General features: G+C 70.0%; 19 protein-coding genes and 1 riboswitch. Of the genes, 14 read left to right on the top strand and 5 right to left on the bottom strand.

What is annotated here, in order from left to right; translation table 11 throughout:
• The first annotated feature begins 79 nt into the window (after window positions 1-79).
• The 6 genes from ACIQD6_RS19890 to ACIQD6_RS19865 all read left to right on the top strand — a co-directional run bounded on the left by ACIQD6_RS19890 (window position 80) and on the right by ACIQD6_RS19865 (window position 6,789).
• A complete protein-coding gene (locus ACIQD6_RS19890) occupies window positions 80-1,213 on the top strand; it encodes a sensor histidine kinase (RefSeq protein WP_401884244.1) in 1,134 nt (377 codons plus the stop codon).
• A gap of 135 nt (window positions 1,214-1,348) precedes the next feature.
• On the top strand, window positions 1,349-2,233 hold the full coding sequence (locus ACIQD6_RS19885; RefSeq protein WP_401884242.1) for an ABC transporter ATP-binding protein: 885 nt from the start codon (window positions 1,349-1,351) through the stop codon (window positions 2,231-2,233).
• Window positions 2,226-2,990: an ABC transporter permease gene (locus tag ACIQD6_RS19880; RefSeq protein WP_401884241.1), complete on the top strand. Its 765-nt coding sequence runs from the start codon at window positions 2,226-2,228 to the stop codon at window positions 2,988-2,990. Before ACIQD6_RS19885 ends, ACIQD6_RS19880 begins: the two co-directional genes overlap by 8 nt.
• A 112-nt stretch (window positions 2,991-3,102) precedes the next feature.
• Window positions 3,103-3,786 (top strand): response regulator, encoded by a 684-nt coding sequence (locus ACIQD6_RS19875; RefSeq protein WP_401884239.1) that lies wholly within the window; start codon window positions 3,103-3,105, stop codon window positions 3,784-3,786.
• A 137-nt stretch (window positions 3,787-3,923) separates the two neighbouring features.
• The gene (locus ACIQD6_RS19870) at window positions 3,924-5,069 is read left to right on the top strand and encodes a serine hydrolase domain-containing protein (protein ID WP_401884238.1); all 1,146 of its coding nucleotides are present in this window, start codon (window positions 3,924-3,926) and stop codon (window positions 5,067-5,069) included.
• Window positions 5,070-5,822: 753 nt separating this feature from the next.
• Window positions 5,823-6,008: riboswitch (cyclic di-AMP (ydaO/yuaA leader) on the top strand.
• 4 nt (window positions 6,009-6,012) lie between these two features.
• The gene (locus ACIQD6_RS19865) at window positions 6,013-6,789 is read left to right on the top strand and encodes a transglycosylase SLT domain-containing protein (protein WP_401884237.1); all 777 of its coding nucleotides are present in this window, start codon (window positions 6,013-6,015) and stop codon (window positions 6,787-6,789) included.
• A gap of 141 nt (window positions 6,790-6,930) precedes the next feature.
• Here ACIQD6_RS19865 and ACIQD6_RS19860 read toward each other — a convergent pair whose 3' ends face one another.
• Both ACIQD6_RS19860 and ACIQD6_RS19855 read right to left on the bottom strand, forming a co-directional pair.
• On the bottom strand, window positions 6,931-8,346 hold the full coding sequence (locus ACIQD6_RS19860; protein WP_401884235.1) for an amino acid permease: 1,416 nt from the start codon (window positions 8,344-8,346) through the stop codon (window positions 6,931-6,933).
• Window positions 8,347-8,460: 114 nt separating this feature from the next.
• Window positions 8,461-9,117, bottom strand: coding sequence for a TIGR00730 family Rossman fold protein (locus tag ACIQD6_RS19855; protein ID WP_401884233.1), 657 nt, complete (start codon window positions 9,115-9,117; stop codon window positions 8,461-8,463).
• 542 nt (window positions 9,118-9,659) lie between these two features.
• Here ACIQD6_RS19855 and ACIQD6_RS19850 point away from each other — a divergent pair.
• From ACIQD6_RS19850 to ACIQD6_RS19840, 3 genes are all read left to right on the top strand, one after another.
• Window positions 9,660-10,118, top strand: coding sequence for a pyridoxamine 5'-phosphate oxidase family protein (locus tag ACIQD6_RS19850; protein WP_401884232.1), 459 nt, complete (start codon window positions 9,660-9,662; stop codon window positions 10,116-10,118).
• 34 nt (window positions 10,119-10,152) lie between these two features.
• Entirely contained in the window at window positions 10,153-13,488 is a 3,336-nt protein-coding gene (locus ACIQD6_RS19845; protein ID WP_401884230.1) for an amino acid adenylation domain-containing protein, read from the top strand.
• A gap of 337 nt (window positions 13,489-13,825) precedes the next feature.
• Entirely contained in the window at window positions 13,826-15,559 is a 1,734-nt protein-coding gene (locus tag ACIQD6_RS19840; protein WP_401884440.1) for a hydrogenase maturation protein, read from the top strand.
• Window positions 15,560-15,599: 40 nt separating this feature from the next.
• Here ACIQD6_RS19840 and ACIQD6_RS19835 read toward each other — a convergent pair whose 3' ends face one another.
• Together ACIQD6_RS19835 and ACIQD6_RS19830 are read right to left on the bottom strand one after the other, a co-directional pair.
• Window positions 15,600-16,517, bottom strand: coding sequence for an LLM class flavin-dependent oxidoreductase (locus tag ACIQD6_RS19835; protein WP_401884229.1), 918 nt, complete (start codon window positions 16,515-16,517; stop codon window positions 15,600-15,602).
• A gap of 216 nt (window positions 16,518-16,733) precedes the next feature.
• Window positions 16,734-17,495 carry a ScbR family autoregulator-binding transcription factor gene (locus tag ACIQD6_RS19830; RefSeq protein WP_401884228.1) on the bottom strand — a complete coding sequence of 254 codons (762 nt, stop codon included), beginning with the start codon at window positions 17,493-17,495 and terminating at the stop codon, window positions 16,734-16,736.
• A gap of 130 nt (window positions 17,496-17,625) precedes the next feature.
• Here ACIQD6_RS19830 and ACIQD6_RS19825 point away from each other — a divergent pair, with 130 nt between their 5' ends.
• From ACIQD6_RS19825 to ACIQD6_RS19810, 4 genes are all read left to right on the top strand, one after another.
• Window positions 17,626-18,558, top strand: coding sequence for a ScbA/BarX family gamma-butyrolactone biosynthesis protein (locus tag ACIQD6_RS19825; RefSeq protein WP_401884226.1), 933 nt, complete (start codon window positions 17,626-17,628; stop codon window positions 18,556-18,558).
• Between the two features lie 231 nt (window positions 18,559-18,789).
• Window positions 18,790-19,482 (top strand): HAD family hydrolase, encoded by a 693-nt coding sequence (locus tag ACIQD6_RS19820; RefSeq protein ID WP_401884225.1) that lies wholly within the window; start codon window positions 18,790-18,792, stop codon window positions 19,480-19,482.
• Window positions 19,483-19,740: 258 nt separating this feature from the next.
• On the top strand, window positions 19,741-20,163 hold the full coding sequence (locus ACIQD6_RS19815; RefSeq protein WP_401884223.1) for a hypothetical protein: 423 nt from the start codon (window positions 19,741-19,743) through the stop codon (window positions 20,161-20,163).
• 142 nt (window positions 20,164-20,305) lie between these two features.
• Window positions 20,306-21,457, top strand: a complete 1,152-nt coding sequence (locus ACIQD6_RS19810) for a DUF5954 family protein (RefSeq protein WP_401884222.1) — start codon at window positions 20,306-20,308, stop codon at window positions 21,455-21,457.
• 79 nt (window positions 21,458-21,536) lie between these two features.
• Here ACIQD6_RS19810 and ACIQD6_RS19805 read toward each other — a convergent pair whose 3' ends face one another.
• Entirely contained in the window at window positions 21,537-22,424 is an 888-nt protein-coding gene (locus ACIQD6_RS19805) for an endo alpha-1,4 polygalactosaminidase (RefSeq protein WP_401884221.1), read from the bottom strand.
• Between the two features lie 261 nt (window positions 22,425-22,685).
• Between ACIQD6_RS19805 and ACIQD6_RS19800 the strand changes: the two genes are divergently transcribed.
• On the top strand, window positions 22,686-23,084 hold the full coding sequence (locus ACIQD6_RS19800; RefSeq protein ID WP_401884220.1) for a cell division protein SepF: 399 nt from the start codon (window positions 22,686-22,688) through the stop codon (window positions 23,082-23,084).
• Window positions 23,085-23,224: the final 140 nt, after the last annotated feature.

Here is a 23,224-nt window from a genome sequence, read left to right as displayed (position 1 = left end):
GTCCGCGCGGTACAGCTGATGGAGGCCGGCAGTCGCGACGCATTGGACGCACCGCGAACCGAGCGAATAATTTCGAGGCATGGGTGCTACGCCGCTTCGGCGCTTGGTCATGCTCGATGCGCCGGCGGCAATGGGGTTCGCACTGCTTCCACAGGTCTCCGTGTTGCGGTCGGCCATCAGCGGCGAGGTGAGCGGCGGTGCCGTATGGCTGCTGTCGCTGAGCGCCTCACTGCCACTGGTCGCCCGGCGGCTACGGCCTGTGCCGGTCTTCGCGTTCGTCCTGACCGTGGCGTGCGTGGCGCTGGCCGTCGGTGTCGGGCCGGCTCCGTTTCTCGCCGCCGCCTACGCCCTGTACACGGTGGCTACGACCAGGCGGCGGAAGCCGGAGCTGTCCCCGGTTCTCATCGCCGGACTGTGCGCGGCGGGCGCGGCCCTGCTCACGTTGACGGGCGGACAGAGCTATCAGGGCGGGACCAAGGTCGTGCAGGTCGTGTTCGGACTGCTCGTCCTCGGCGCTACCTGGGCCATGGGGTCGGCCGTCAGGGAGCGGCAGGAGAACATGCGGCGCACCATCGAGCAGGCGGCCGCGCAGGCGAAGGTCGAGGAACGCCTCCGTATCGCCCGGGACATCCACGACGTCGTCACGCACAGCGTGGGCCTGATCGCGGTCAAGGCCGGTGTCGCCAATCACGTGGTCGACACCCACCCCGAGGAGGTGCGGGAGGCCCTCAAGGTGATCGAGGACGTCAGCCGCGGTGCACTGCGCGACATGCGGGCCACCCTCAAGGTGCTGCGCCGGGAGGGGGAGGGCGGCGATGAGGACTTCCGGCCGGTTCTCGGGCTGTCGGACGTGCCCGCTCTGATCCGGACGGCCGAGGCGGCGGGCGTATGCGTCGACCTGTGGTCCCGGTACGCCGAAGAACCTCCGGACGGTGTCGCGCTGTCCGCGTACCGGATCGTTCAGGAGGCGCTGACCAACGTCATCAAGCATGCCGCGCCGAGTCGCTGCCGGGTGCACCTCACCGCGGAGCGGGGCACGTTGACGATCGATGTGTCCGACGCGGGCCCCGGGCCCGGGCCCCGGCCGGCCGTGTCCGGCGGCGGGATCGGCCTCGTCGGGATGAGGGAGCGGGTCGCCGCGCACGGCGGCACCCTCATCGCGGGACCGCGGCCGGACGCCGGCTTCCGGGTCCTGGCGACACTGACGTACTGACCCGGACTCAGACCGCCCGGTCTCATTCGCAAGTATGGCTTCGGTGCGCGAAGGCCGTCCGGACAATCCGGACCCGGGACCGATGCGGCCGACACGACGCCCGATGAGACTTGCCGTGTGATCAACGTCCAGAACTTGACCAAGAGGTACGGGCAGAACACCGTCGTGGGCGGCCTCACCTTCACGGTGCGGTCAGGAACCGTCACCGGATTCCTGGGCCCCAACGGAGCCGGTAAGTCCACGACGATGAGGATGATGCTCGGTCTCACGCGCCCGGACACCGGATCCGCGAGCATCGACGGCCGTCCCTACCTCGAACTGAGGTACCCGGCCCGGCATGTTGGCGCCGTGCTGGAGACATCGGCTCCGCATCGCGGCCTGACCGCCGCCGACCACCTGTTGTGGATCGCGCAGAGCAACGGGATCGCCCGGAAACGGGTCGGAGAGGTACTGGAGATGGTCGGCTTGACGGGCGCGGCCCGTCGGCGGGTCGGTACGTTCTCCCTCGGGATGGGCCAACGCCTCGGCCTGGCCGCCGCCCTGCTCGGCGACCCGCCCGTCCTGGTGCTCGACGAGCCGGTCAACGGTCTCGACACGGAGGGCATCCGATGGCTGCGCGAACTGCTGCGCCGGATGGCCGCCGAGGACCGCACCGTCCTGGTCTCCAGCCACCTGATGACCGAGATGTCCATGGTCGCGGACCACCTGGTCGTCATCCACAGGGGGCGACTCCTCGCGGACACCGGCATGTCGGACTTCATCCGACGTCACGGCCGGACGTATGTACGCGTGCGGGCCTCGGACCCTCAACTGCTCGGCAGGGAAATGGAACGCAACGGAGCCTCGCTGATGTCCGCGTCGGACGGCAGTCTGGAGGTTGACGGCCTGCCGGCGGCCGAGATCAGCCGACTGGCCACTGCCAACGGAGTCCTGCTCGACGAACTGAGTACCCATACGGAATCCCTTGAGGACACCTTCCTCGAACTCATCGGCAAGGGAGCGAGGAACACCGGTGTCTGAGACAGCCGCGGCCATCCGGGCCGAGTTCACCAAGCTGCGAGGCGTCCGCGGTACGTACACGGCACTGCTGCTGTTCGTCCCCTTCAGCGTCTTCATCGCCGCCCTCGGCGGCTGGTCGGCGAAGGGCGCGATCGACTCCGGCAGCCCCGGGCTCCGCGCCGACTTCACCCCCGGACAGGCCGGCCTGGACGGCATCCTCTACGGTCAGCTCACGCTGATCGTGTTCGGCGTACTCATGTTCTCAAGCGAGTACGTGTCGGGCATGATGCGGGTCTCGCTGCTCGCGGTGCCCCGGCGCGGCCGCCTCTACGCCGCGAAAATGGCCGTCACCGCCGGCGCCGCCGTGACCGTCGCGGTCCCTGTCACCGTCGTCGGCTACCTGGTCACCCAGCTCGCTCTCGGGCCCCACGGCGCCCCGATCGACGCGAGCGGTGTCCCCCGTGCCCTGATCGGTGCGGTCGTCTACCTGACACTGATGAGCCTGTTCGCGGCAGGTGCGGCCGCGGTGGCCCGAAGCGCCGTTGTCCCCCTGGCCATTCTGCTCCCGATGGTGCTCGCCGGGTCCCAGATCCTGTCCGTCCTCGGGGCGACGAAGGAGGTCGCGCGGTACTTCCCCGACCGGGCCGGTGCGCAGATGCTCACCATCAACTCGACCAACGCCTACACCGGGTTCGTTGTGCTTCTGCTCTGGACCGCGGCCGCGCTGGCCGCCGGCTACGTCCGGCACAGCCGTTGGGAACCATCGGGACCCGGCTGATGCCTGAGCCGCTCCTGCCCTCAACTGATGCGGCAAGCAAGGTCCTTGAGAAACAGCACTGCTAACGTGACGGAAGTCGATGGCCCAATGAACACCATGCGAGGAATCCGGGATGGCCGAGGCGGTCCGGGTGCTGGTCGCGGACGATCAGGCACTGTTGCGTGGGAGTTTCCGTCTCCTTGTCGATTCGACCCCCGGAATGGAGGCGATCGGGGAGGCAAGTGACGGCGCCATGGCAGTGGAACTGGCCCGAGAGCTGAAACCACATGTCGTTCTGATGGACCTGCGTATGCCCGTCATGGACGGCGTGGCCGCTACGCGGCAGATCTGCTCCGACGACTCAATGGCAGACGTTCGCGTGCTTGCTCTCACCATGTTCGACATGGACGAGTATGTCTACCCGGCCCTTCAGGCAGGTGCCAGCGGGTTCATGCTGAAGGACGCCTCGCCCTCCGACCTGGTCGCCGGTATTCGCGTCATAGCCGACGGCGACGGTGTGTTGGCACCGACCGTCACGCGCCGCCTCCTCGCGAAGTTCTCTCCCCGCGGCGAAGTGCTCCAGACATTCCGGCCCACACCAAGACTTGCCGGGCTCACCCAGCGGGAACAGGAGGTGCTCGTGCTGATCGCGAACGGATTGTCGAACGCCGAGATCTCCGGGCGTCTGGTGATCGGTCTGCCGACCGTGAAGACTCATGTGAGCAGCCTGCTTGCCAAGCTGAATGCCCGCGACCGAGCGCAACTTGTCATCGTCGCCTATGAGAGCGGCCTCACCAGGCCTGGGGTGTCGACCTGAGGCCGGTCCGCGAGCTAAATCGTTCGTGACGAGATCGCGCATCGCCGTACTGTGACCCGGTCAACGACCGTGGGAGGCAGAGGCGCGTACCCCCTGGGCACAACGAGCCCCCACGGCCATGCGGAGGGCGCGACACGGTGGATCAGCGCAACGGATGGGCCGACGAGCACTTCGGAGCCGTCGCCGACGTGTTCGCGCGGAACTTCACCGAGTTCCCCGAACTCGGCTCTGCCGTCACGGTGTTCGCCGGCGGACGCAAGGTCGTGGATCTGTGGGGCGGGGTCGCGGACCAGCGGACCGGCCGGCCGTGGGACCAGGCCACAGTGGTGCCGGTCTTCTCCTGTGCCAAGGGCATCGTGAGCCTGTGCGCCCACCTCCTCGCGCAGGAGGGACGCCTCGACCTCGACGCCCCGGTGAGCCGGTACTGGCCCGAGTTCGCGCAGCACGGCAAGGACGCCATCACCTGCCGCATGGTCCTCGGGCACCGGGCGGGACTCCCCGCCCTCGACCGGGTACTCAGCTTCGAGGAGATCGCCGGCTGGACACCGGTGACCCGGGCCATGGAGGAGCAGAAGCCGCTGTGGGAGCCGGACACGGCGTACGAGTACCACGGTCACGTCTTCGGCTTCCTCATCGGTGAGGTCATCCGGCGCATCACCGGGCTCACTCCCGGCGCGTACTTCCGCCGCGTCGTGGGCGACCCGCTGGGACTACGGGCCTGGATCGGCCTGCCCACCGAGGAGACGGCCGGCCGTGCCCGGCTCGTCGAGGCCGAGGGACGGCCGGGGATGCCAGGGCCCGAGCACCTGCTCACCCGCATCGTGACGATGAACGGAGCCCTGGCCTTCCCCGGTCTCGACGAGCCGCACGGCTGGAACGACCCGGCGCTGCTGGGAATGGAGCTGCCCGGAGCCGGTGCCACGGCGTCGGCGAGCGGACTTGCCGGGCTCTACGCCGCCACCGTGACCGGCATCGAGGGCCGGGAGCGGCTGCTCACACCGGACACCGTGACGGACGCGGTCCGCGAGATGTCGTCCGGCAAGGGGTGGCTGGGCTTCGACGCCGGGGCACGCTGGGGCTCGGGCTTCCTGCTCGACTCGCCGGCCTTCCGGCCGATGCTGGGGGAGCGCAGTTTCGGCAACGACGGAGCCGGCGGCCAATTCGCCTTCGGCGACGACGAGTTCGGCGTGGGCTTCGCGTACACCGCCAACCGCATGATCGGCCACGGCGACGCCCGTGCGGACCGCCTCGTCGCGGCTGTGCGCGACTGCCTGGCAGGCTGACGCCCGCGAGTGGGCGGGGCGAGAGCCGTGTCGGTCGGCAATTCTCCGGTGACGCTCCACATCCCCGAGCCCTGTGCCGCGTATTCCGCAGACTCCAGAATCTGGAATTCGCCGGTTCTCGGGTAAAAGGAAGCGCCGGAAAGGTTTCTGACTCCCGATCGCCCTGCATTGCCGGATGAACCCGGTTGCCTTGAGCGGGAGATCATATTCCTGAGTGATGTGACGACAGGCAGTCAGAAATGCGACCGTCGCTGCCCATTTGATGCCGCCGACGGCGCACCCGGGCAAGGAGTGGCCGGACGAGGGTGACTCGCTGTGTGGGAACGAACTCTGGAGTGTCGGTGTTGCTGCCCGGCCGGGCGATGTCGGGATGGGGCGGTGTCGGGGTGGGCGCGTCCCGGGGCGTCGGTCGCGTCGTCGTCGCGGAGTACGAGGCCCGTACAGCATCAGCCGCCCATATGGGCGTTTTGCTGGCGTTCTTGCTTTAAGTCTTATTTGGAATATTCGCGTAACTTACTGCCCTCTGTTCGGTGTTGTGACGCGCATCCCCCCCTTGCCTCGTGATTCCCGTCACGCCCTGCGCCGCGGTGAGGTTCTTGCTCGCCCGTCCACTTCGCTCACAGGGAAGGAGAGTTGAGTTTCCTGGCGTGGAATGGGGAGACCGGGATTTGCCGGTTCGGATTCCCTTATGGAGGGGCGTTGTGAATTCAGGACTTGTTTCGCCCGGACGTTCTCGTCTAGTTTCACGTCACTCCGGATAGAACGCCGAATCCTGCCGCTGTCCGGAAACCACACCCACTCACCTACGGCAGGAGCGGGGAACCCAGGTAAGTCGCTGATCCGATACCGGACCGGCTAGGGGTGAAGTCGCATTCCCACGCGGCCGGGCATCTCCCGCCCGAACCCGACAGCTCACCTCGCAGGCGACGGAGAGGAATTCGTCATGCCCGCAAAGGCCAAGCACCGTCGTCCCAGAATCAGCCCGCTCGCCCGAGGCCTCGTCGCCGTGGGCGCGGGTGGCGCCGTACTCGCCCTTCCGCTGGTGGCCGCGACCACCGCCAGTGCGGCCCCGTCGGCGGGTCATGTCGCCGCCGAAGCGGCTACCGCGCCCGCCGCCGTCAAGGCCAAGCCGGCCAGCTACTCCGTGGTCGCGGGTGATTCTCTTTCCAAGATCGCGCACGCGCATTCCCTGAGCGGCGGCTGGAAGAAGCTGTACCAGGACAACGAGAAGGCCGTCGGCGACGACCCGTCGCTGCTTCACCCCGGCACCAAGCTGTCGATCGGCGAGAAGGCCAAGGCCGAGAAGGCCACGGCCGGCGCTGCCACACAGGCGAGTGCCGAAAACGCGAAGTCCGGTGCGGGCGCCACGGTCGTCCAGGCGGCGGCGGAGAAGACGTACTCCGACAACCTGGACGGTTGGATCAAGGAGTCGCTGGACGTCATGGCCGCCCACGGCATTCCGGGCACCTACGACGGCATCCACCGCAACATCATCCGCGAGTCCGCGGGCGACCCGGCGGCCATCAACAACTGGGACTCCAACGCCGTGGCCGGCACCCCGTCCAAGGGGCTCCTCCAGGTCATCGACCCGACGTTCCAGGCCTACCACGTGCCCGGTACGTCGACCGACAGCTACGACCCGGTCGCCAACATCACGGCCGCGTGCAACTACGCCGCCGACAAGTACGGCTCGATCGACAATGTGAACGGCCCCTACTGACAGTCCCTGCCGGGATTCGTCAGGACGCCGATACGCGGGCCCCTGCCGGAGCGATGATTCGCGCCGGACAGGGGCCCGCGTATCGGTGGCGGGCGACACGGCGGTGGAGCGGCCGGGCCGCACGGAATTCCGGCGTCCGGTTCACACGCGGCGTGCGCGCAGCTCCCGCAGGCCCGCCACCGCCAGGACGAGTGCCGCCGCACCCAGGGACCACAGCAGCTGCGGACGCGCCGTGTCGTCGGTCAGCATCAGCCCGAACAAGACCGCCATCGCGACCAGCGCCGCGATGGTCAGGCCCGGGAAGAGCCACATCTTCAGGATCAGGCGTTCCGGTGCCTCCTCCTCGATACGCCGCCGCAGGCGCAGCTGCGACGCGGCGATCAGCGCCCATACGAAGAGGAGCACCGCGCCGACCGAGTTGAGCATGTAGAGGAAGACCGAGTCGGGCCACTTCAGATTGAGCAGCACGGAGACGAAGCCGAACGCCACGGAGGCCAGGACCGCCCGGCGCGGCACGCCCCCCTCGCTCACCTTTCGCAGCGAGCCCGGCGCCTCACCCCGTTCGGCGAGCGAGAAGACCATCCGGGACGCCCCGTAGAGGTTGGCGTTGAGCGCCGAGAGCAGAGCCACGAACACGACGATGTTCATGATCTGCCCGGCGGACGGGACGCCGATCGCGTCGAGGACGGTGACGTACGGACTCAGCCCCGCCTTCTGCGCCGTCCACGGCAACGCGGTCACGATGACCAGCATCGAGCCGACGTAGAAGAACAGGATCCGGAACACCGAGCTGCGCACCGCCCTGGCCACCGAGCGCACCGGGTCGTCGGACTCGGCCGCCGCGATCGTGACGACCTCCAGGCCGCCGAAGGCGAAGACGACGGCGAGGACACCGGAGACGACGCCCTGCCAGCCACCCGGCAGGAAGCCGCCCTGCCCGGTGAGGTTCGTGAGGCCGACGGGGTCGGTGTCGGGCAGGATGCCGAAGATCGCGAGCAGCCCGAGGACCAGGAACGCGACGATCGCGAAGACCTTCAGGGCGGCGAACCAGAACTCGAACTCGCCGAAATTCTTCACGGCGGCGAGGTTCGTGCCGGTGAAGAGCAGCATGAAGAGCAGTACCCACGCCCACTGGGGTACGGACGGCAGCCAGCCGTGCGCGATCTGCGCCGCGCCCGTCGCCTCCACGGCCAGTACGACGACCAGCAGGAACCAGTACAGCCAGCCCACGCTGAACCCGGCCCACCGGCCGAGGGCCCGCTCGGCGTGTACGGAGAAGGACCCCGACGCCGGCATCGCGGCCGACATCTCGCCCAGCATCCGCATCACGCACATCGCGAGCGCGCCCGCGATCAGGTAGGAGACGACGATCCCGGGCCCGGCGACCGCGATCCCGGCCCCTGAGCCGACGAAGAGCCCGGCCCCGATGACGCCGCCGAGCCCGAGCATGGTCAGATGCCGCTGCTTGAGCCCGCCGGAGAGCGGTTCGTCAGGTGTTCCCGTGTCCGGCCCCGTCTCGCTTGTGGCCGACGGGGTGACAGGGAGGTGGTCGTGCATGTGCGGTCAGGCTGCTTTCGGGGGCTCGCGAGGCTGGCGGGAACCTCCAGTGTCTCCGGGCGACGCCTCCACAGGCAAAACAGGCCGATGCACCGTCGGCTCGCGTGACGCGCGTCACGCGGGTCCGGTCGGGGCCGGCGAGAAGGCCGGGGCCGGAGGGAAGGCGGGGGCCGTCGGGGAAGCGGGGGCCGTCGGCGCGACCGGCCGGAGTGACGGTTCGACGAGTCGGTCCAGGGCCTCCTCGACCCCGGAGGCGACCTGGATCACGACGCGCTCCTCCGGGCTGATGAAGGCGTCGGAGACCATGTTGTCCAGGAGCGTCAGCAACGGGTCGAAGAACCCTTCCCGGTTGACCAGGACGAGCGGCTTGTGGTGGATGCCCAGCTGGTTCCAGGTCGCCACCTCCAGCAGTTCGTCGAGTGTGCCGAAGCCGCCGGGGAGTACGGCGAACCCGGCCGCCAGGCGGTACATCAGCGCCTTGCGTTCGTGCATCGTCTCCACGACGATCACTTCGGTCCGCGACTCGTCGGGCTGTTCACGTTCGTACAGATGTCGTGGGATCACTCCGGTGACCGGGGCCCCGGCGTCCAGCGCCGCGTCCGCGACGGCGCCCATGATGCCGACCCCTCCGGCGCCGTAGACCAGTCCCGTTCCGCGGCGCGCCAGCGCCCCGCCGAACTCGGTGGCGAGTCGCAGATGCTGGGGGCTGGCACCGGGGCGGGCGCCGCAGAACACACCGACTCGCTCCACGCGGGCTGCTGGCACGGACATGTCTGTCTCCGTCTCTCTGTGTCTCTCCGTGATCTCGCGTCGGCAGGGTCTCCGCGGGTCTCGTCAGGACGGCCGACCGCCCGGTCGCACGCCCGGGGCTCCGGCCGAACAGCGCCGCACACGTAACGGAGCCGTACAGGCGACGACGCCCCACGCGTAACCCGGCCTGATCGAGGCGGCCCTCCTGATCGAGGCGGCCCCGAAGGAGGATCTCGACGTAGACCACACAAAGTATCCGACTGGCTACCTTAGGTGAATCCCGCTTCGGGCGCCCTCAGTTCTCGCAGTCGGATATTTCCCCTACCGGTGCATTCGTAGTATTAAACCCCCAAATGGATTACTTTCGGGGTCATCTGGAGTAGGCGGGGGCATACCGGTACCGCGAGACGTTTGCTGCGGAGTCCGGCGGGTGCGTGCGACCCGCCCGCGGCGCGGTGGCCGAGTGGGTCGCCGCCCCGGTTCCGCTGCTCTCCCTTACCGCCGGGGCTGTTGGGGCCTACCGGTCCGGATCGAGTTGTGGAGGCTGTTCGATGGTGCCCGTCATGCAAGGTGACGAACGCGAGCGGTTCCTGGCCGACATCCATGTCGGCGTCCTCGGTGTCACCGACACCCGTGGAACCAGCGCGCCGTTGCTCGTACCTGTCTGGTACCGGTACGAGCCCGGCAAGGACGTCGTGGTGCAGACCGGCCGTAAGTCCGTCAAGGCCCGACTGCTGCACGAGGCCGGGCGGTTCAGCCTCTGTGTGCAGGACGAGGCCCCCCCTTACCGGTACGTCAGCGTGGAAGGTCCGGTCGTCTCCGTCGCCGACCCGGCGGACGCGGTGGAGCGCGAGGCCATGGCCCACCGCTATCTGGCCACCGGCGACGCACGGGACTACCTGGTGGCCACGCACGAGCAGCTCGTCGACGACATCACTTTCCGGATGCGCCCGGAGCGCTGGCGGACCGCGAACTTCGCTGCCTTCGCCGCCGAGTTCGCCGGGGCCGACGGTAACCGCTGACCCGACCACGACAGCGCCGGAAGGCAGGACCGTTATGAGTACCGACCCCCGCACGGCCCCTCACCCCGACCTCGGTACGGCCTCCCGGCCCGACCTGACGACGGAGCCCGGACCGGCGGCACGGCCGCCCGAACCGGACCCCGGCCAGGCACCGGGCTTCACCTACCCGCGCGACCGCAGCCTGCCGGAGCTGTTCGAGGCCCGGTCGCGGGCCACCCCGCAGGCACCCGCGGCCCGTTACCACGACCACGTCATCACCTACGGACAACTCGGCGCGGATTCCGACCACCTCGCGGCGCGGCTGCTCGCGGCCGGCGTCGAGCCCGGCTCCGCGGTGGGGGTGTGCGGCAGCCGCTCACTGGAAGCGCTGGTCGCCTTCCTGGGCATCCTCAAGGCGGGCTGTGCCTACGTACCCCTCGACGAGGACCATCCGCCGGCCCGGTTGCGGGCCATGGCCGAGGACGCCGGAGTCCATGTCGCCGTGATTCTCCCGGGCAGCACCCGCCGCATCCGCGGTCTGCACACCCGTATCGAGATCGACCCGGTGGCGGACGCCGCTCAGGCCCCGGCCCGGCGCGAGTCTCCCCGGCGGCTCCCGGCCGGGACTCCGCGGCCGGCCCCGAAAGCGACCGACCGCGCCTACGTGATGTTCACCTCCGGCTCGACCGGCCGGCCGAAACCCGTCGCGATCCCGCACCGGGGCGTGGTCCAACTGGTGCTGTCCGAACCGGAACTGCCGCCGCCCGGCCCCGGTGACGGAGTGCTGCACGGCTACGGCCTCTCGTCCGACGCCTCCACGATCGAGATCTGGCGCGGACTGCTCGGCGGCGCCTGCCTCGTGCTGGTGGACCGCGAGGAACTCCTCTCCCCGGCCGCCCTGGAGGACCGCTTCCGTACCCAGGGCGTGACCGTCGCCTACTTCACCACCAGCGTCTTCCACCACCTGGCCAGAACCCGGCCCGGCGCCCTGCGTGGGCTGCGGTTCGCCTCCGCCGGGGGAGAGGCGATGGACCCGGGCCTGGTCCGCGCCGTACAGGAGGCGTGCCCGGACACCACCGTCGTCAATTTCTACGGCCCCACCGAGAACAGCGTGGTCTCCACCGCGTACATCCTGCCGAAGCTGTCCGAGGACTCCGAGGACTCCGAGGACACGGCCGACATCCCCATCGGCCGCGCATTCGGCGCCTCCACCTGCCATGTGCTGCGCCCGGACGGCACCCCGACGGTGCCGGGCGAGGAAGGGGAGCTGTACGTAGGCGGGGACGGCCTGGCGCTGGAGTACATCGGGGACGCGGAGCTGACGGCCGAACGGTTCGTCAGCCGGCCGGACGAGCCGGGCGGCCGGCTGTACCGGACCGGCGACCGTGTCGCACAACGCCACGACGGGTTGCTGGAATACCGGGGGCGGCTGGACCGGCAGGTCAAACTGCGCGGTCAGCGCATCGAACTGGACGAGGTCGAGGCCCGGTTACGCTGCCATCCCGAGGTCGGCGAAGCAGTCGTCGAACTCCGGGCCGACACCCTGACCGCCTTTCTCACCCCCGCGCGGCCCGGCGACACCGTGCCGGTGGACGCGCTGCGGCGGTACTGCGTGCAGTGGCTGCCCGCCCAGGCGGTACCGGCCCTCGTCGTCAAGGACCGGTTCCCCGTGACGAGCGGCGGCAAGGTCGACCGTAAACGCCTGTTGGCCGAGTCCCGCACCGACGAGTCCGGCACGGCCGAGTCCCGCGCCGGGGGCCCGCACGGCGGCGGCACACAGGACAGGACGTCCATCGGCGGGGCATCCGGCGACGGGGCGAGCGGGGGCGGCAAGGGCGGTCCCGCCGCGAAGGTGGAGGGACTGCTGGACGCGCTCGCCGAGGTGTGGCACCTGGTGCTGCGCGTACGACCGGCTCCCGAGGACAACTTCTTCCACATCGGCGGCGACTCCCTGCTGGCCGCCGAAGTCGTCGCCCGTACGCTCGCGTTGCTGAGCCTCGACGCCGCCCTCGGCAGCGCTCTCATCCGCGCCCTGCTGGCCGACTCCACGCTGGAGGGTTACGCCGCGGCCGTCGGCGCCCACCGCGGCGGACACCCCGAGGCTCCGTCACCGGACACGGACATCGACTTCGTACGCGAGACCGAACTCGGCTTCTCGCTGCCGCCTGCCGAAGGGCCGGAGCCCCACCCCGACGACCCGTCCGACGTGCTGCTCACCGGTGCCAGCGGATTTGTCGGTGCCTTCCTCCTGGACCGGCTGCTGCGGAACACGACGGCCCGTGTCCACTGTCCGGTACGGGCCTCTGGCACCGCGCACGCCGAGAGACGCGTGCTGGCCGCGCTCACCCGCTACGGCCTGCGCGCGGACGAGGCCGCGCGGCGCCGACTGGTCTGCTTCCCCGCCGACCTCGCCGCGCCGGGACTCGGGCTCTCCCCGGAACACACCGCCGACCTGGCCGCGTCCCTGGACCTGGTGGTGCACAACGCCGCCCAGGTCAACTTCCTCTACCCCTACACCGCGCTGCGGGCCGCGAACGTCGACGGCACCCGGGAGATCGTCAGACTGGCCGCGCCCCGGCGGGTGCCGGTGCACTTCCTCTCCACGGTGGCCGTCCTCGCCGGCTTCGGCACGGCGGGCGCGCGGGAGGTCGACGAAGATGTCCCGCTGGCCTACGCGGACCGGCTCACCATGGGCTACGCGGAGAGCAAGTGGGTCGCCGAAGGCCTGCTGCGGCGCGCTGCGGAGCAGGGCCTTCCGGTCGCCGTCCACCGGCCGTACGAGGTCACCGGGGACCGGCTGCACGGCGCCTGCAACACGGAAACCGCGATCTGCTCGCTGTTCAAGACCATCGCCGAGACGGGCCTGGCCCCCGACATCGCGCTGCCGATGGACTTCGTGCCGGTCGACCATGTCGCCGAGGCCGTCGTGCACATCGCCACCCACCACAAGGCGACGGACCGGGTCTACCACCACACCAACCCGCGCCCCGCTGTACTGAGCGACGTCCTGGACCGGATGCGCGCGGCGGGCTGCGAGATGCGGATGCTGCCGTACGCGGAGTGGGTGGGCGAGTTGGTACGCCATGTCGCCCGGAATCCCACCAGCCCGACGGCGCCCTTCGTCTCGCTCTGCGTGGACCGGGTGAACAAGGGCGACATCTCCGTCAAGGAGATGTACCTGGAAGGGATCTTCCCCCGGCTGGGCCGTGGCAACATCGAAGAGGCCCTGGCCGGAAGCGGTCTGCAATGCCCGCCGGTGGACGCGGTGTTGCTCGACCGCTATCTGGAGTACTTCTTCACCTCGGGCTACATGACACGGCCCACAGCCGCTTCCTCCGACGCCTCGCGGGATCCGGAGGGGCTGGTGGGGGCGGCGGTGACGGGGGTGTAGAGGCCCGGCAGGACAGAGAGGGGCGGGGCGGTTCGTGGGAGGCGGAGGGCCGGGGCGCGCATCGCCCCTCCGCCTCCCCGGACCGCAGGTCCGGTCGTACGGCGTGACCTTCGGCGGATCGGGACGGTCCTCGGACTTCGGCCTACAGGGACGGTCTTCTTAGCTCATGCGTCAAGACAGTTCGGGGTGAAAGCCGGAAAGACCACTCGCAGGTGTGGTTGGTCACCGCTTTCGCGGCGGGTCTCGGGAACAAGCCCTCATGCGATGGGAGACGATCGCCTCTTCGCCGGGCCCACCCACCTTCACGCCGGGGCACGGCGGTTCCGGAGGCCCGAACATGCGGATCCTGCTCGTCGCGAGCGCGTTCAACAGTCTCACGCAGCGCGTCTTCGCCGAATTGGGCGATCGCGGCCACAGCCTGCGGGTACATCTGACTGTGGGGGACGACCCCTTGAGGGACGCCGTACGCAGGCACGCGCCGGAGTTGATCGTGGCCCCGATACTGAAGGCCACGATCCCCCGGGACGTGTGGACGGCGCACACCTGTCTGATCGTGCACCCCGGGCCGCTCGGCGACCGCGGGCCGTCCTCGCTGGACTGGGCCATCCACGAAGGCGCGCGGAGCTGGGGCGTGACCGTGCTCCAGGCGGACGAGGTGATGGACGGCGGCGCCGTCTGGGCCCATGCCGGCTGCCCGCTGCCGCCGGTGGGCAAGAGCGACCTGTACCGCAACGAGATCTCCGACGCCGCGCTGGAGGCCGTCCTTCGTGCAGTGGAGCGCTTCGGGGCCGGTGACTTCACTCCTCGCCCGCAGCACGGCGAGGGCTGGGACGCCGACGATCACGACAGGCCGTACCTGGACCAGAACGTGCGACGCGTCGACTGGTCGTCGGACGCCACCGCCGTGGTGCTGCGCAAGCTCCGGGCGGCCGACTCCCAGCCGGGAGTGCTGGACACACTGTTCGGCGAGGAATGGTTCCTGCACGGCGGGCATCCGGAGGACGAACTGGGCGGTAGGCCTGGTGAGTTGGTGGCCACGCGGGCCGGGGCGGTGTGCCGGGCGACGGTGGACGGCGCCGTATGGATCCCGGAGCTGCGCAGGCGGCGTCGTACGGGAGGCTCGGCACCCTTCAAGCTGCCCGCGGCCATGGCCCTGCGCATGGCCCTGGGGGACCGGCTCCCCGCGCTGCCCGAGGTGCCCGCGCCGCTCAGCCCGGCCGAGGACCGGCGCACCTGGACGGACATCGGTTACCGGGAGGACGGGCCGGTCGGGTTTCTGCGGTTCTCCTTCCCCGGCGGGGCGATGAGCACCGCGCACTGCCGACGGCTGCTGGAGGCGTACCGATTCGCGTCGTCGCGGCCGACCTCGGTCCTGGTGCTGGGCGGCGGCCGGGACTTCTTCTCCAACGGCATCCACCTCAATGTCATCGAGGCCGCGGCGGACCCCGCCAAGGAGTCCTGGGCGAACATCAACGCGATGAACGACCTCGTGGAGCGGATCCTGAACACCACCGACCGGCTGGTGGTGGCCGCGGTCGGCGGAAACGCGGCGGCGGGCGGCGCGATGCTGGCCGCAGCGGCGGACGAAGTCTGGTGCCGGGACGGGGCGTTGCTCAATCCGTACTACCGGCTGATGGGTCTGTACGGTTCGGAGTACTGGACGTACAGCCTGCCCCGCCGGGTGGGTGCGGCGGCGGCCGTACGCCTCACTCAGCGGGCCATGCCGGTGACCGCGGTCATGGCGCACCGTATCGGCCTGGTGGACCAGGTCGTCGAGGCGTCGCCGCAGGAGTTCGCGCCTCGGGTCGCCCACATGGCGAGCCTGCTCGCCTCGACCTCCGACGTCCAGAAGCGCATCGCAGCCAAGAAGGCCGCCCGTGAGCACGACGAGGCGGTCAAGCCACTCGCGGACTACCGGGCGGAGGAACTGGCCCTGATGCACCGGAACTTCTACGGTCCCGGCGAGCCGTACCACGCGTTGCGCTCCGCTTTCGTCCGCAAGGAGCCCGTGCGCCGCGCCCCGCCGCATCTGGAACCCGGGACGGAGCGCGCGCCCGTACCACGCGGCTGAGCCGACCTGTTGGCGGCCGGCCCGTTGCGTCGCCGGTTTCTCAGGCGTCCGACGGGCCCAGCGCGGCGAGGGCCGAGCGGACCTGGCCGAGTGGGTCCTCGCCGACCGGGCGGAGTACGACGGTGTCGGCGCCGCTGTCCCACAGACCGCGGATCCGCCGGGCCGTGGTGGCCGCGTCACCGGCGACGAGGAACACCTCTTCCGGCGGGACGCGGAGGAACTCGGTGTACTCCGCGATGACCGGCGCGCTCGCGGCGGTCACCCGCTCGGGATCGTCGTCCACGCAGAGGTGGGTGAAGAGGACGAGTTCGTGCGGCCGGGCGGGGGCGGCGGTCTTCCGTCCCTTCGCGATGGCGTCGAGCGCGGCTTCGATCGCGCGCGGGCCCTGGCCTTCGGCCATGACCGTACCGTCGGCGGCGCGGCCGGAGAGTTCCAGGGACCGGGGCCGTACGACGCCCGCGACCACCGGCGGCGGCTCGGCCGGCGGGTGGACCAGACGTACCGCGTCGACCTGGACCGTCCGCCCGTCGAACGTCGTCGTTCCGCCGGCGAGCAGGGACCGTACGGCCGTGATCGTCTCCTCCAGCAGGGCCAGCTTGGTGGGGATGGCGGCGCCGACCTGAGCCATCCACTCCGGCGCTCCGTGCCCGATCCCCGCGATCAGCCGGCCCGGGAACGCCCGGGCGAGTGTGGCCAGTTCCATGGCGAGCAGCGCCGGATTGCGCAGCGGCGCCGGCATGATGCCGATCCCGACGCGCAGCCGCCGGGTGGCGGCCAGGGCGATGGCCGCCGAGGAGATGCCACCCGCCCAGGCGAGGTCCTCCACGACCCACAGGTCGTCGGCGCCGAGCTCCTCCACGGCGGCGGCGAACTCCGCGAGATCTTCGGGGCGCTGATCACGGTCGAAGATCACGCCGACGCGGCGCGCGGGTGGGGAAGTAACGGAATCAGTGGTCATTTCGTCACTCTAATGTTGCCCCGCACCAGGCGACAGATGGCGAAAGGGACGGCCCGGCCGCGGGTCTCCATGCTGAACTGGCCCTCTGCGCAGGAGTGTTCGGCATGGTCGTGGGAGTCGCCGGGAGGTCCGCGCCCCGGCTCGCACTCCCCGGCTCGCACGCGGCACACGCGCCGGGGGTGCGTGCCCGCGTGCCGCGTGCGGGTCTCCGGGCCGTCAGCCGCGCTCCGACATCACACGCCGGTCCTGCCCGCCGCCCCGTTTCCCGCAGTCCTGCTCCTGCTCCTGCTCCTGTTCCTGTTCCTGTTCCTGTTCCTGCTCCTGCCCGTGTTCGTGCTCCCGTTCCTGCTCCCGCACTCGCGCGAGCAGGGTGGCGGGCTCCGGTTCCGCCTGGAGGGCGGTCAGGAGCAGCATCCACAGGTCGTGCAGCCCCTCCTCGATCTGACGACGCCCCTCCAGGGCGTCGGAGACGGTGTGCAGTCCGAAGAAGGCGCACACCAGACCATGAGCGGCCACCTGGGGCGTGACGCCCTTGGCCAGCTGCCCCTCCTGACGCGCCTCTTCGAGCAGGCCGGTGACCGTCTCCAGCCAGCCGACGAAGGGGCGCGGCAGCGCGGCGTCGATGGCACGTCTCTCCGCCCACAGCCGGGATCCGGCCCGGATGATGACATCGTCACGGAAAGCTCTGGCGACATCGAAACTCAGGCTCACCAGCCGTTCCAGCGCCGGGAGGCCGCCCGACCTGTGGCGGCCGATCAGCCCCGGCCAGGTCGCGAAATGCTCCTCCACAATGGCCAGTGCCAGATTCTCCTTGCTGGCGTAGTGGAAGTAGATGGCTCCGCTGGTGCGGCCGGATCGCGCGCTGATATCGCTGATGCTGGTGCCGGCATAGCCCCGTTCGTCGAACAGGAGTGCCGCCGCCTCCAGGAGAAACCTGCGCGTCGTTTTCGCACGAACCTGCTCAGCCCGAACCTGCACGTGTACCCCCGGAGTTCCGTTCTCATAATGACCGTACGTAATGACGGCATGCAATGTAGCGCTTTTCGCGGGGGCATGACGGGGTGGGGGCTGGGGTGCGCATCGGGAAGAATTGCGATGTTCTTATCGCATGAAGACATCGGTTGGTGACGCGGCCCGGCGGACCACCGGAGGTGCCCGGCCGCTGTCCTGGTCCCGCACCGTCGCCCGCGAGCTGGTGCACCGGGACTCCGTGGCGGAGGTCCTGCTCACCGACGTGCGCCGGGCGCGGAACGGCGGATACGAAGCCGCCGCCTCCTGGTCCCGGTCCCACCCGACCTTTCCGCGGGACGGCGGAGATCTGCACAGCCCGCTGATGATCGTGGAAACACTGCGTCAGCTCGGCATCTATATTCCCCTGCGGTATTTCGCGGTCTCTCCGGACGCGCGTCTGCTGATCACCGATCTCTTCTTCGCTCTCGACCCGTCGGCCGAGCCGCGCGCGGTCTCCGGAGCCACCGGCGTCACCTGCCTGGTGCGGGCGGGGGAGGTGCGTCGCGAGCTCGACGGTACGGTCTGCGGCCTGCGGCTCCAGGTGTCCTACCTGGCCGGCGGGGTGCCGTTCGCCCAAGCCGGGGGCGGTGCGCGGTTCCTGGGCGCCGAGCGGTACGCCACGGTGCGGGCGGGGCGTACGGAGCCGGCCGCGCCCCGCCCGCCGCGGCCGGCCGACGTCAGCCGCCCCGACCCACGAAGTCTGGGCGTGGCGGGCGCACATGACGTCATGATCGGAACCGACGGCGCCGCTCTCCTCGTGGAACCGGCCGACGCGAGGCATCCGTTCTTCTTCGACCACGCCACCGATCATGTGCCGGGCATGATCCTTCTGGAGGCCGCCCGCCAGGCCGCCGCCCTGGAAAGCCGTGGCATTCTGCTGCGCCCTACCGCCGGTCGGCTGAAAGCCGCGCGCTTCGTCGAATACAGCCCGGCCGCCCGGGTCCTGTGTGTGCCACACCACGCGACCTGCGTCTTTCGATTTATTCAGGACGGCGAGCAGAAGGCTTTCGGCGTCTTCGACTACCAATAAACATATAGAGACACTTAATGTGATTCCTTGACTACCCAGAGTTTACCTCTCTAGCGTAGTGATCGTTATGTTCTTCGGTGGTCGCCGGAACTCGCCTTTTCTGTAAGGCCGCGCCCGCCGGAATCGCGCCCGCTCGCCAGCGGGTAACCAACAACGCGCCCGCAGCGCTTCGCGCTGTCGCGGCGGCCCGCGCTGCCGCTTTAAGGGCTCTCTTCGACAGAAAGCAAGCGGATGACAGCTCATCGCATTCTTTCCTGGACCCCCGCGGCCATCGTTTTCGACTGCGACGGCACTCTCATGGACACCGAAAGCCACTGGCAGGAGGCGCGCATTCGGGCCCTGCGTGAGTACGGCTTCACCCCCGCGCCCGGCTTCGCGGAGCGCTCCAAGGGGCTGCACTACACCGAATGCGGACGCCTCATGGCGGACGAGGCGGGCCGCCCCGAACTCGGCGCCGAAATGACCGGCCGACTGCTCGCGCATTTCCTCGCGCTGGTCACCGACGATCCCGTGACCATGCCCGGCGCACGTGAACTCGTCGAGGAGGTCTCGAAGTTCGCCCCGCTGGCCGTCGCCAGCAACTGCCCGAGAGAGGTCGTCGAATCCAGTCTCGACAGGGCAGGACTTCTCGCCCGCTTCGATCACATCGTGGTGCCGGACGACGACATCCGGCCCAAGCCCTACCCGGACGTCTATCTGACGGCCGCGCGGCTCTGCGGCGCCGAGCCGGCCGACACTCTGGCGGTCGAGGATTCCCGTTGCGGCATCCTGGCCGCCGAGGAGGCCGGTATGCGGATCATCGGGGTCGGTCCCTGGCCCGGGGAGGACACCGCGGTGCTCGTGGACCTGTGGGTCCGTTCGCTGGAGGAACAGGAAGTACGGGGATGGGCCGGTGCCCGTGTGCCGGTCCAACGGTCGGGCTGACAGTGGCCCCCGGCGGCCGCTGACGCGGATCCGGCGGGGGCCGTTCCGAGCGCTCACCGGGGGGCCGGCCCGTGGGCCCGCCCGTGGAGCCGTTTGGTTGCCCGGATCGCGGCTCAGTTCGCGGCCAGGCCTGTGGCCCGGCGTGGCCCGGCCCGTAGTCCCGCCCGTAGTCCGCTCGCCCTCCCCGGGATTCGGCCTACCATGAGTGCTGTAGGACATATCCGTCCAGAAGCCGCCGCACAGGGAGATGGCCATCGGATGGACGAGGAACGTGCCGGCCGTCTCGTGACGTCGCTGCGGGCCCGGGGCGTGATGGCCCACCTGGCCCACCTGGGGGTATATCAGTGCGGCGTACAGATCGTGCTCGCCGAGGGGGGCGAGGCGGTCTGGGACATCGACGCGGTGCTGGGGCTGAGGGCGGAGGTCGTGGAGGACGGCGTGCTCATCGGGTTCGTACCGCATGTGCGGGGGTCCGAGGACTTCACCGACGAGCAGCTCGTGGAGACGATCGCCACCACCCGGTACGCCAAGGAGGGGCTGCATCCTCCGGCGGACGACAACGCGGGTCCGGCCGGTGAGGACCCACCGCCGTACCAGGGCCCGACCGTCGGTCCCGCCCTGCCGAAACCGTCCGCCCGGCGGAGGTTCGGGCTGCCCTGGCGGCATCGGCGCCAGAGGTAGTCGCCGGGACGGCCGCCCGGAAGCGATCTCGCCCGGGAAAGATCCCGTACGTATGTACGGGTATGGGGATGTGTCACGCGGTCGGCTGCTGTTTCCACGGATTCGCCCCGTGCGCCCGGTCGGAGTGGGCATGCTGGTGCGCATGGCAGAGCTTGGTGAGAACGTTCCCGCATACCGGACGATCCGGGTGTCAGGGCCGGACGGGCCGGTCGAGGCGGTGGCCGATGTGGAGGCGTGGCAGGCCCGGGAGAGGTATCCGGACATCCTCTCGGCCGGTGGCCCGCTCTTCGGAGTGATCCGCGAACGGGAGGCGGGCGGCTGGGTGTTGGTCTCCTCGTTCTCGGGGCTGGCTCCGCAGGACGCCCGCGACAGCATGGGCTCCCAGTTCCGGATGCGGGCCCAGGAGGCCGAGAAGGCCGGTGACCTGGAAGGGAAGGCCGAATGCATGCGCGCGGCCGAGCGTATGGAGTGGGAGACCCTCGACGAGCTGGCCGTGCTCGGCGTCCGCTACCGGGTCGCGCGCGCGGAGTGCTTCGTACGCTCGGGGCCCGAGGGGCCCGAGCCGCCGCGGCCCACCGACCCGGACCCCATGGAGCCGGGTGAGGCATACAGGGCCCCGGACCCCACGGCCGGGTTCGTGTTCGATCCCGTCATCGCCACCGGTATGTCCGAAGGCATCCTGAAGGTCGAACTGCTGTCGATGGTGCGTAAGGCGGGCACCGTGCCCGACGACGTGCTGGAGGATTCCCGGCGCGCCGCGTACACGCACCCGGGAGGGATGATGCTGCCCGCGACGTTCATGACGGCCGAGAAGGACCGGAGGGGCTGGCGGCCGGACTCCAGCGCTACGAGCACCACGCCCCAGGGCGCGCGGGACACGCTGACCATGGGGCTGCGCGTCATGATCCCCTGGCAGCTCGGGCTCGATCCGCAGGAGCGCGTGCCGTACTCCGAGGCGGCGGACCGCTTCGACGAGGAACCGGCCGACGAACTGGAGGTCGAGGGGCGCCTGTTCAGGGTCGTACGGATCGAGCGGCTCGTGCGTCTCGGCCCGGACGGCCCCGAAGGCCCGCGCCCCTCCGACCACGATCCTCAGCCGCCCGTGATGGTGCAGCATCAGCAGCAGTTGGCGGCCGGTCTGATCTCCGAGGACGAGGACGAGAACGCTCCCATCGAACTCGACGAGAACACCCAGCGGCTGGCCACCCTTTTCCATGAGAACGAGGCGCGTCGGCTGGCGGTGCGTGAGCGACGGGAGTCGTCGGGACGGTCCTCCGACTCCCGTGACGCGTGACGCCTGGTCTGACGCGTGACGCGTGACGCGCGGTCGTACGGTTACGGGGCGCGGGAGGTCGGGGGCGTCGGCGGTGCTCTCAGCAGCGCTTGCCGACGTGGCCCGGCTCTCCCGCGGGCACGACGTCCCTGTCCCGTAGGACGACCGACAGCCGGTCTCCCCAGTCCTGGCAGGCGACCGCGAAGTCGGCCTCCCGGTACTCGACCACCAGCACCTTGTCGTCGTAGGAATCGGCGTAGTCCGCGCACTCCTCGTAACGCGCGCACTCCTCGGCGACGGCGAAGTCGAAGCCGGTGTCCTTCCCGTGCCCGGTCATCTCCGCCGCGTTCTTCTGACCGATCGCCAGTCCTGCCGCATGGGCGCGTGCGGTCAGCAGTCGGGCGAAGCTGATCGCCTGCTTCTGGTCGAGCAGCCCGTCCGACCGGAGATAGGAGTCCAGGTTGTCGGCCTCGACGGCGTCGAACCCCTTGTCCGCGCAGCCGTCGATCCAGCCGCCGACGACACCGGCCAACCGGTCGCGCCGGTCGGCGGTGGAGATGTCCAGCAGCGGTTCGTCCCAGTCCTCGTCGACGACGAGTTCGCCGTCCGCATCGTGCAGCAGCAGGTCGGGGTGGTTGTCCTGCCACCACTTCACGGCGGCGTCCGGCTGGGTCTGGAACGCGTTGATGTAGCAGACGTTGTACGCGTCGGGGGCGGGGTCCGCCGTCCTGTCCCTGACGACCGTGGTCACTCCGTCGGGCGGGTCGTACGCTCCGCCGAGCTGGTAGTCGAAGGGCGCGTTCGCCTTCGGCGGCCGTACGTCCGAGGAAGAGCCGGACCCGGAGTCGGCCCTGGAGCCGGAGTCGGAACTGGACCTGGAACCGGAGTCGGCCCCGGTCTCGGCGCATCCGGTGAGCGCGAGCGCCAGCGCGAGCAGTGGTGCCGCGATCGGCGCCAACGGTGCCCGGACGGTGGAAAGGTGGGGCAAGGCGGTCTCGATTCCGGAGCGGTGTGACGAACCCCCACAGTTTCGCACCGGCCCTGACCGGGGACGATTTCGGGCGCCGCTCGCGGCGGGGCTGCCCGCTGCCCGCCTCGGCCGGCTTCGACGTGTGGTCGGCCCGCCTGACCGGTGCGGTAGTGGCGCCGATCACGGTCGGCGAACCGGGCCGTGTCGCTGATTGGCCCGAACGGGTGAGGCGCGGGAGGATGGCCGGATGCAGACAACGTGTGCGGGCGAGGTGGTCCGGTGAGCAGGTACGACAGGTACGACAGGTACGACGTCACCGACGAGCAGTGGGAGGGGCTGGCCCAGGTCGTTCCGCTGCGTGGCCGCAACGAGTGGCCCTCGCGGGTCGACCACACCACCGCGCCCCGGGACTACACGGCGGAGAACCGCCGCTTCATCGTCCTGAGGGTGCAGGTGTTCGCGGACGCGCGGGAGGTCGCCGACCATATGATCGCGAAGATTCCGGTGCTGCTGGATCTGACCGGCGCGGAGACCGAAGTGGCCAAGCGCATCCTGGACTTCAGCAGTGGGGTGGTCTTCGGCCTCGGCAGCGGGATGCACCGGGTCGACAAGAACGTCTTCCTGCTGGCACCGGCCGGTACGGAGGTCGAGGGGATCGCCGCGGACATCGTCCCCTGAGGTTCCGGGGGTCCTGCCGCTGCCGCCGGGCGCCGGGACCCTTGCTCCGGACCCCGTACCCGGACCCCGGACTTCGTACCCCGGCGGGCCCTGTGTCCCCCGGGGCGGACACTCGTCCCCCGATCGTAGGAAGGTCCTCC

The sequence above is a fragment of the Streptomyces sp. NPDC088400 genome (assembly GCF_044753355.1).
Classification (GTDB): domain Bacteria; phylum Actinomycetota; class Actinomycetes; order Streptomycetales; family Streptomycetaceae; genus Streptomyces.
Note: the sequence above shows the minus strand (reverse complement) of the source record. Positions and strands in the feature narration are given on the sequence as shown.

Coding starts and splice junctions, on each gene's coding strand:
- ACIQD6_RS19860 (WP_401884235.1), bottom strand. CDS start 8,346: ATGCACGACCACCTCCCTGTCACCCCGTCGGCCACAAGCGAGACGGGG.
- ACIQD6_RS19865 (WP_401884237.1), top strand. CDS start 6,013: ATGCCCGCAAAGGCCAAGCACCGTCGTCCCAGAATCAGCCCGCTCGCC.
- ACIQD6_RS19875 (WP_401884239.1), top strand. CDS start 3,103: ATGGCCGAGGCGGTCCGGGTGCTGGTCGCGGACGATCAGGCACTGTTG.
- ACIQD6_RS19850 (WP_401884232.1), top strand. CDS start 9,660: ATGCAAGGTGACGAACGCGAGCGGTTCCTGGCCGACATCCATGTCGGC.
- ACIQD6_RS19890 (WP_401884244.1), top strand. CDS start 80: ATGGGTGCTACGCCGCTTCGGCGCTTGGTCATGCTCGATGCGCCGGCG.
- ACIQD6_RS19840 (WP_401884440.1), top strand. CDS start 13,826: ATGCGGATCCTGCTCGTCGCGAGCGCGTTCAACAGTCTCACGCAGCGC.
- ACIQD6_RS19810 (WP_401884222.1), top strand. CDS start 20,306: ATGGCAGAGCTTGGTGAGAACGTTCCCGCATACCGGACGATCCGGGTG.
- ACIQD6_RS19855 (WP_401884233.1), bottom strand. CDS start 9,117: ATGTCCGTGCCAGCAGCCCGCGTGGAGCGAGTCGGTGTGTTCTGCGGC.
- ACIQD6_RS19825 (WP_401884226.1), top strand. CDS start 17,626: ATGAAGACATCGGTTGGTGACGCGGCCCGGCGGACCACCGGAGGTGCC.
- ACIQD6_RS19845 (WP_401884230.1), top strand. CDS start 10,153: ATGAGTACCGACCCCCGCACGGCCCCTCACCCCGACCTCGGTACGGCC.
- ACIQD6_RS19815 (WP_401884223.1), top strand. CDS start 19,741: ATGGACGAGGAACGTGCCGGCCGTCTCGTGACGTCGCTGCGGGCCCGG.
- ACIQD6_RS19835 (WP_401884229.1), bottom strand. CDS start 16,517: ATGACCACTGATTCCGTTACTTCCCCACCCGCGCGCCGCGTCGGCGTG.
- ACIQD6_RS19820 (WP_401884225.1), top strand. CDS start 18,790: ATGACAGCTCATCGCATTCTTTCCTGGACCCCCGCGGCCATCGTTTTC.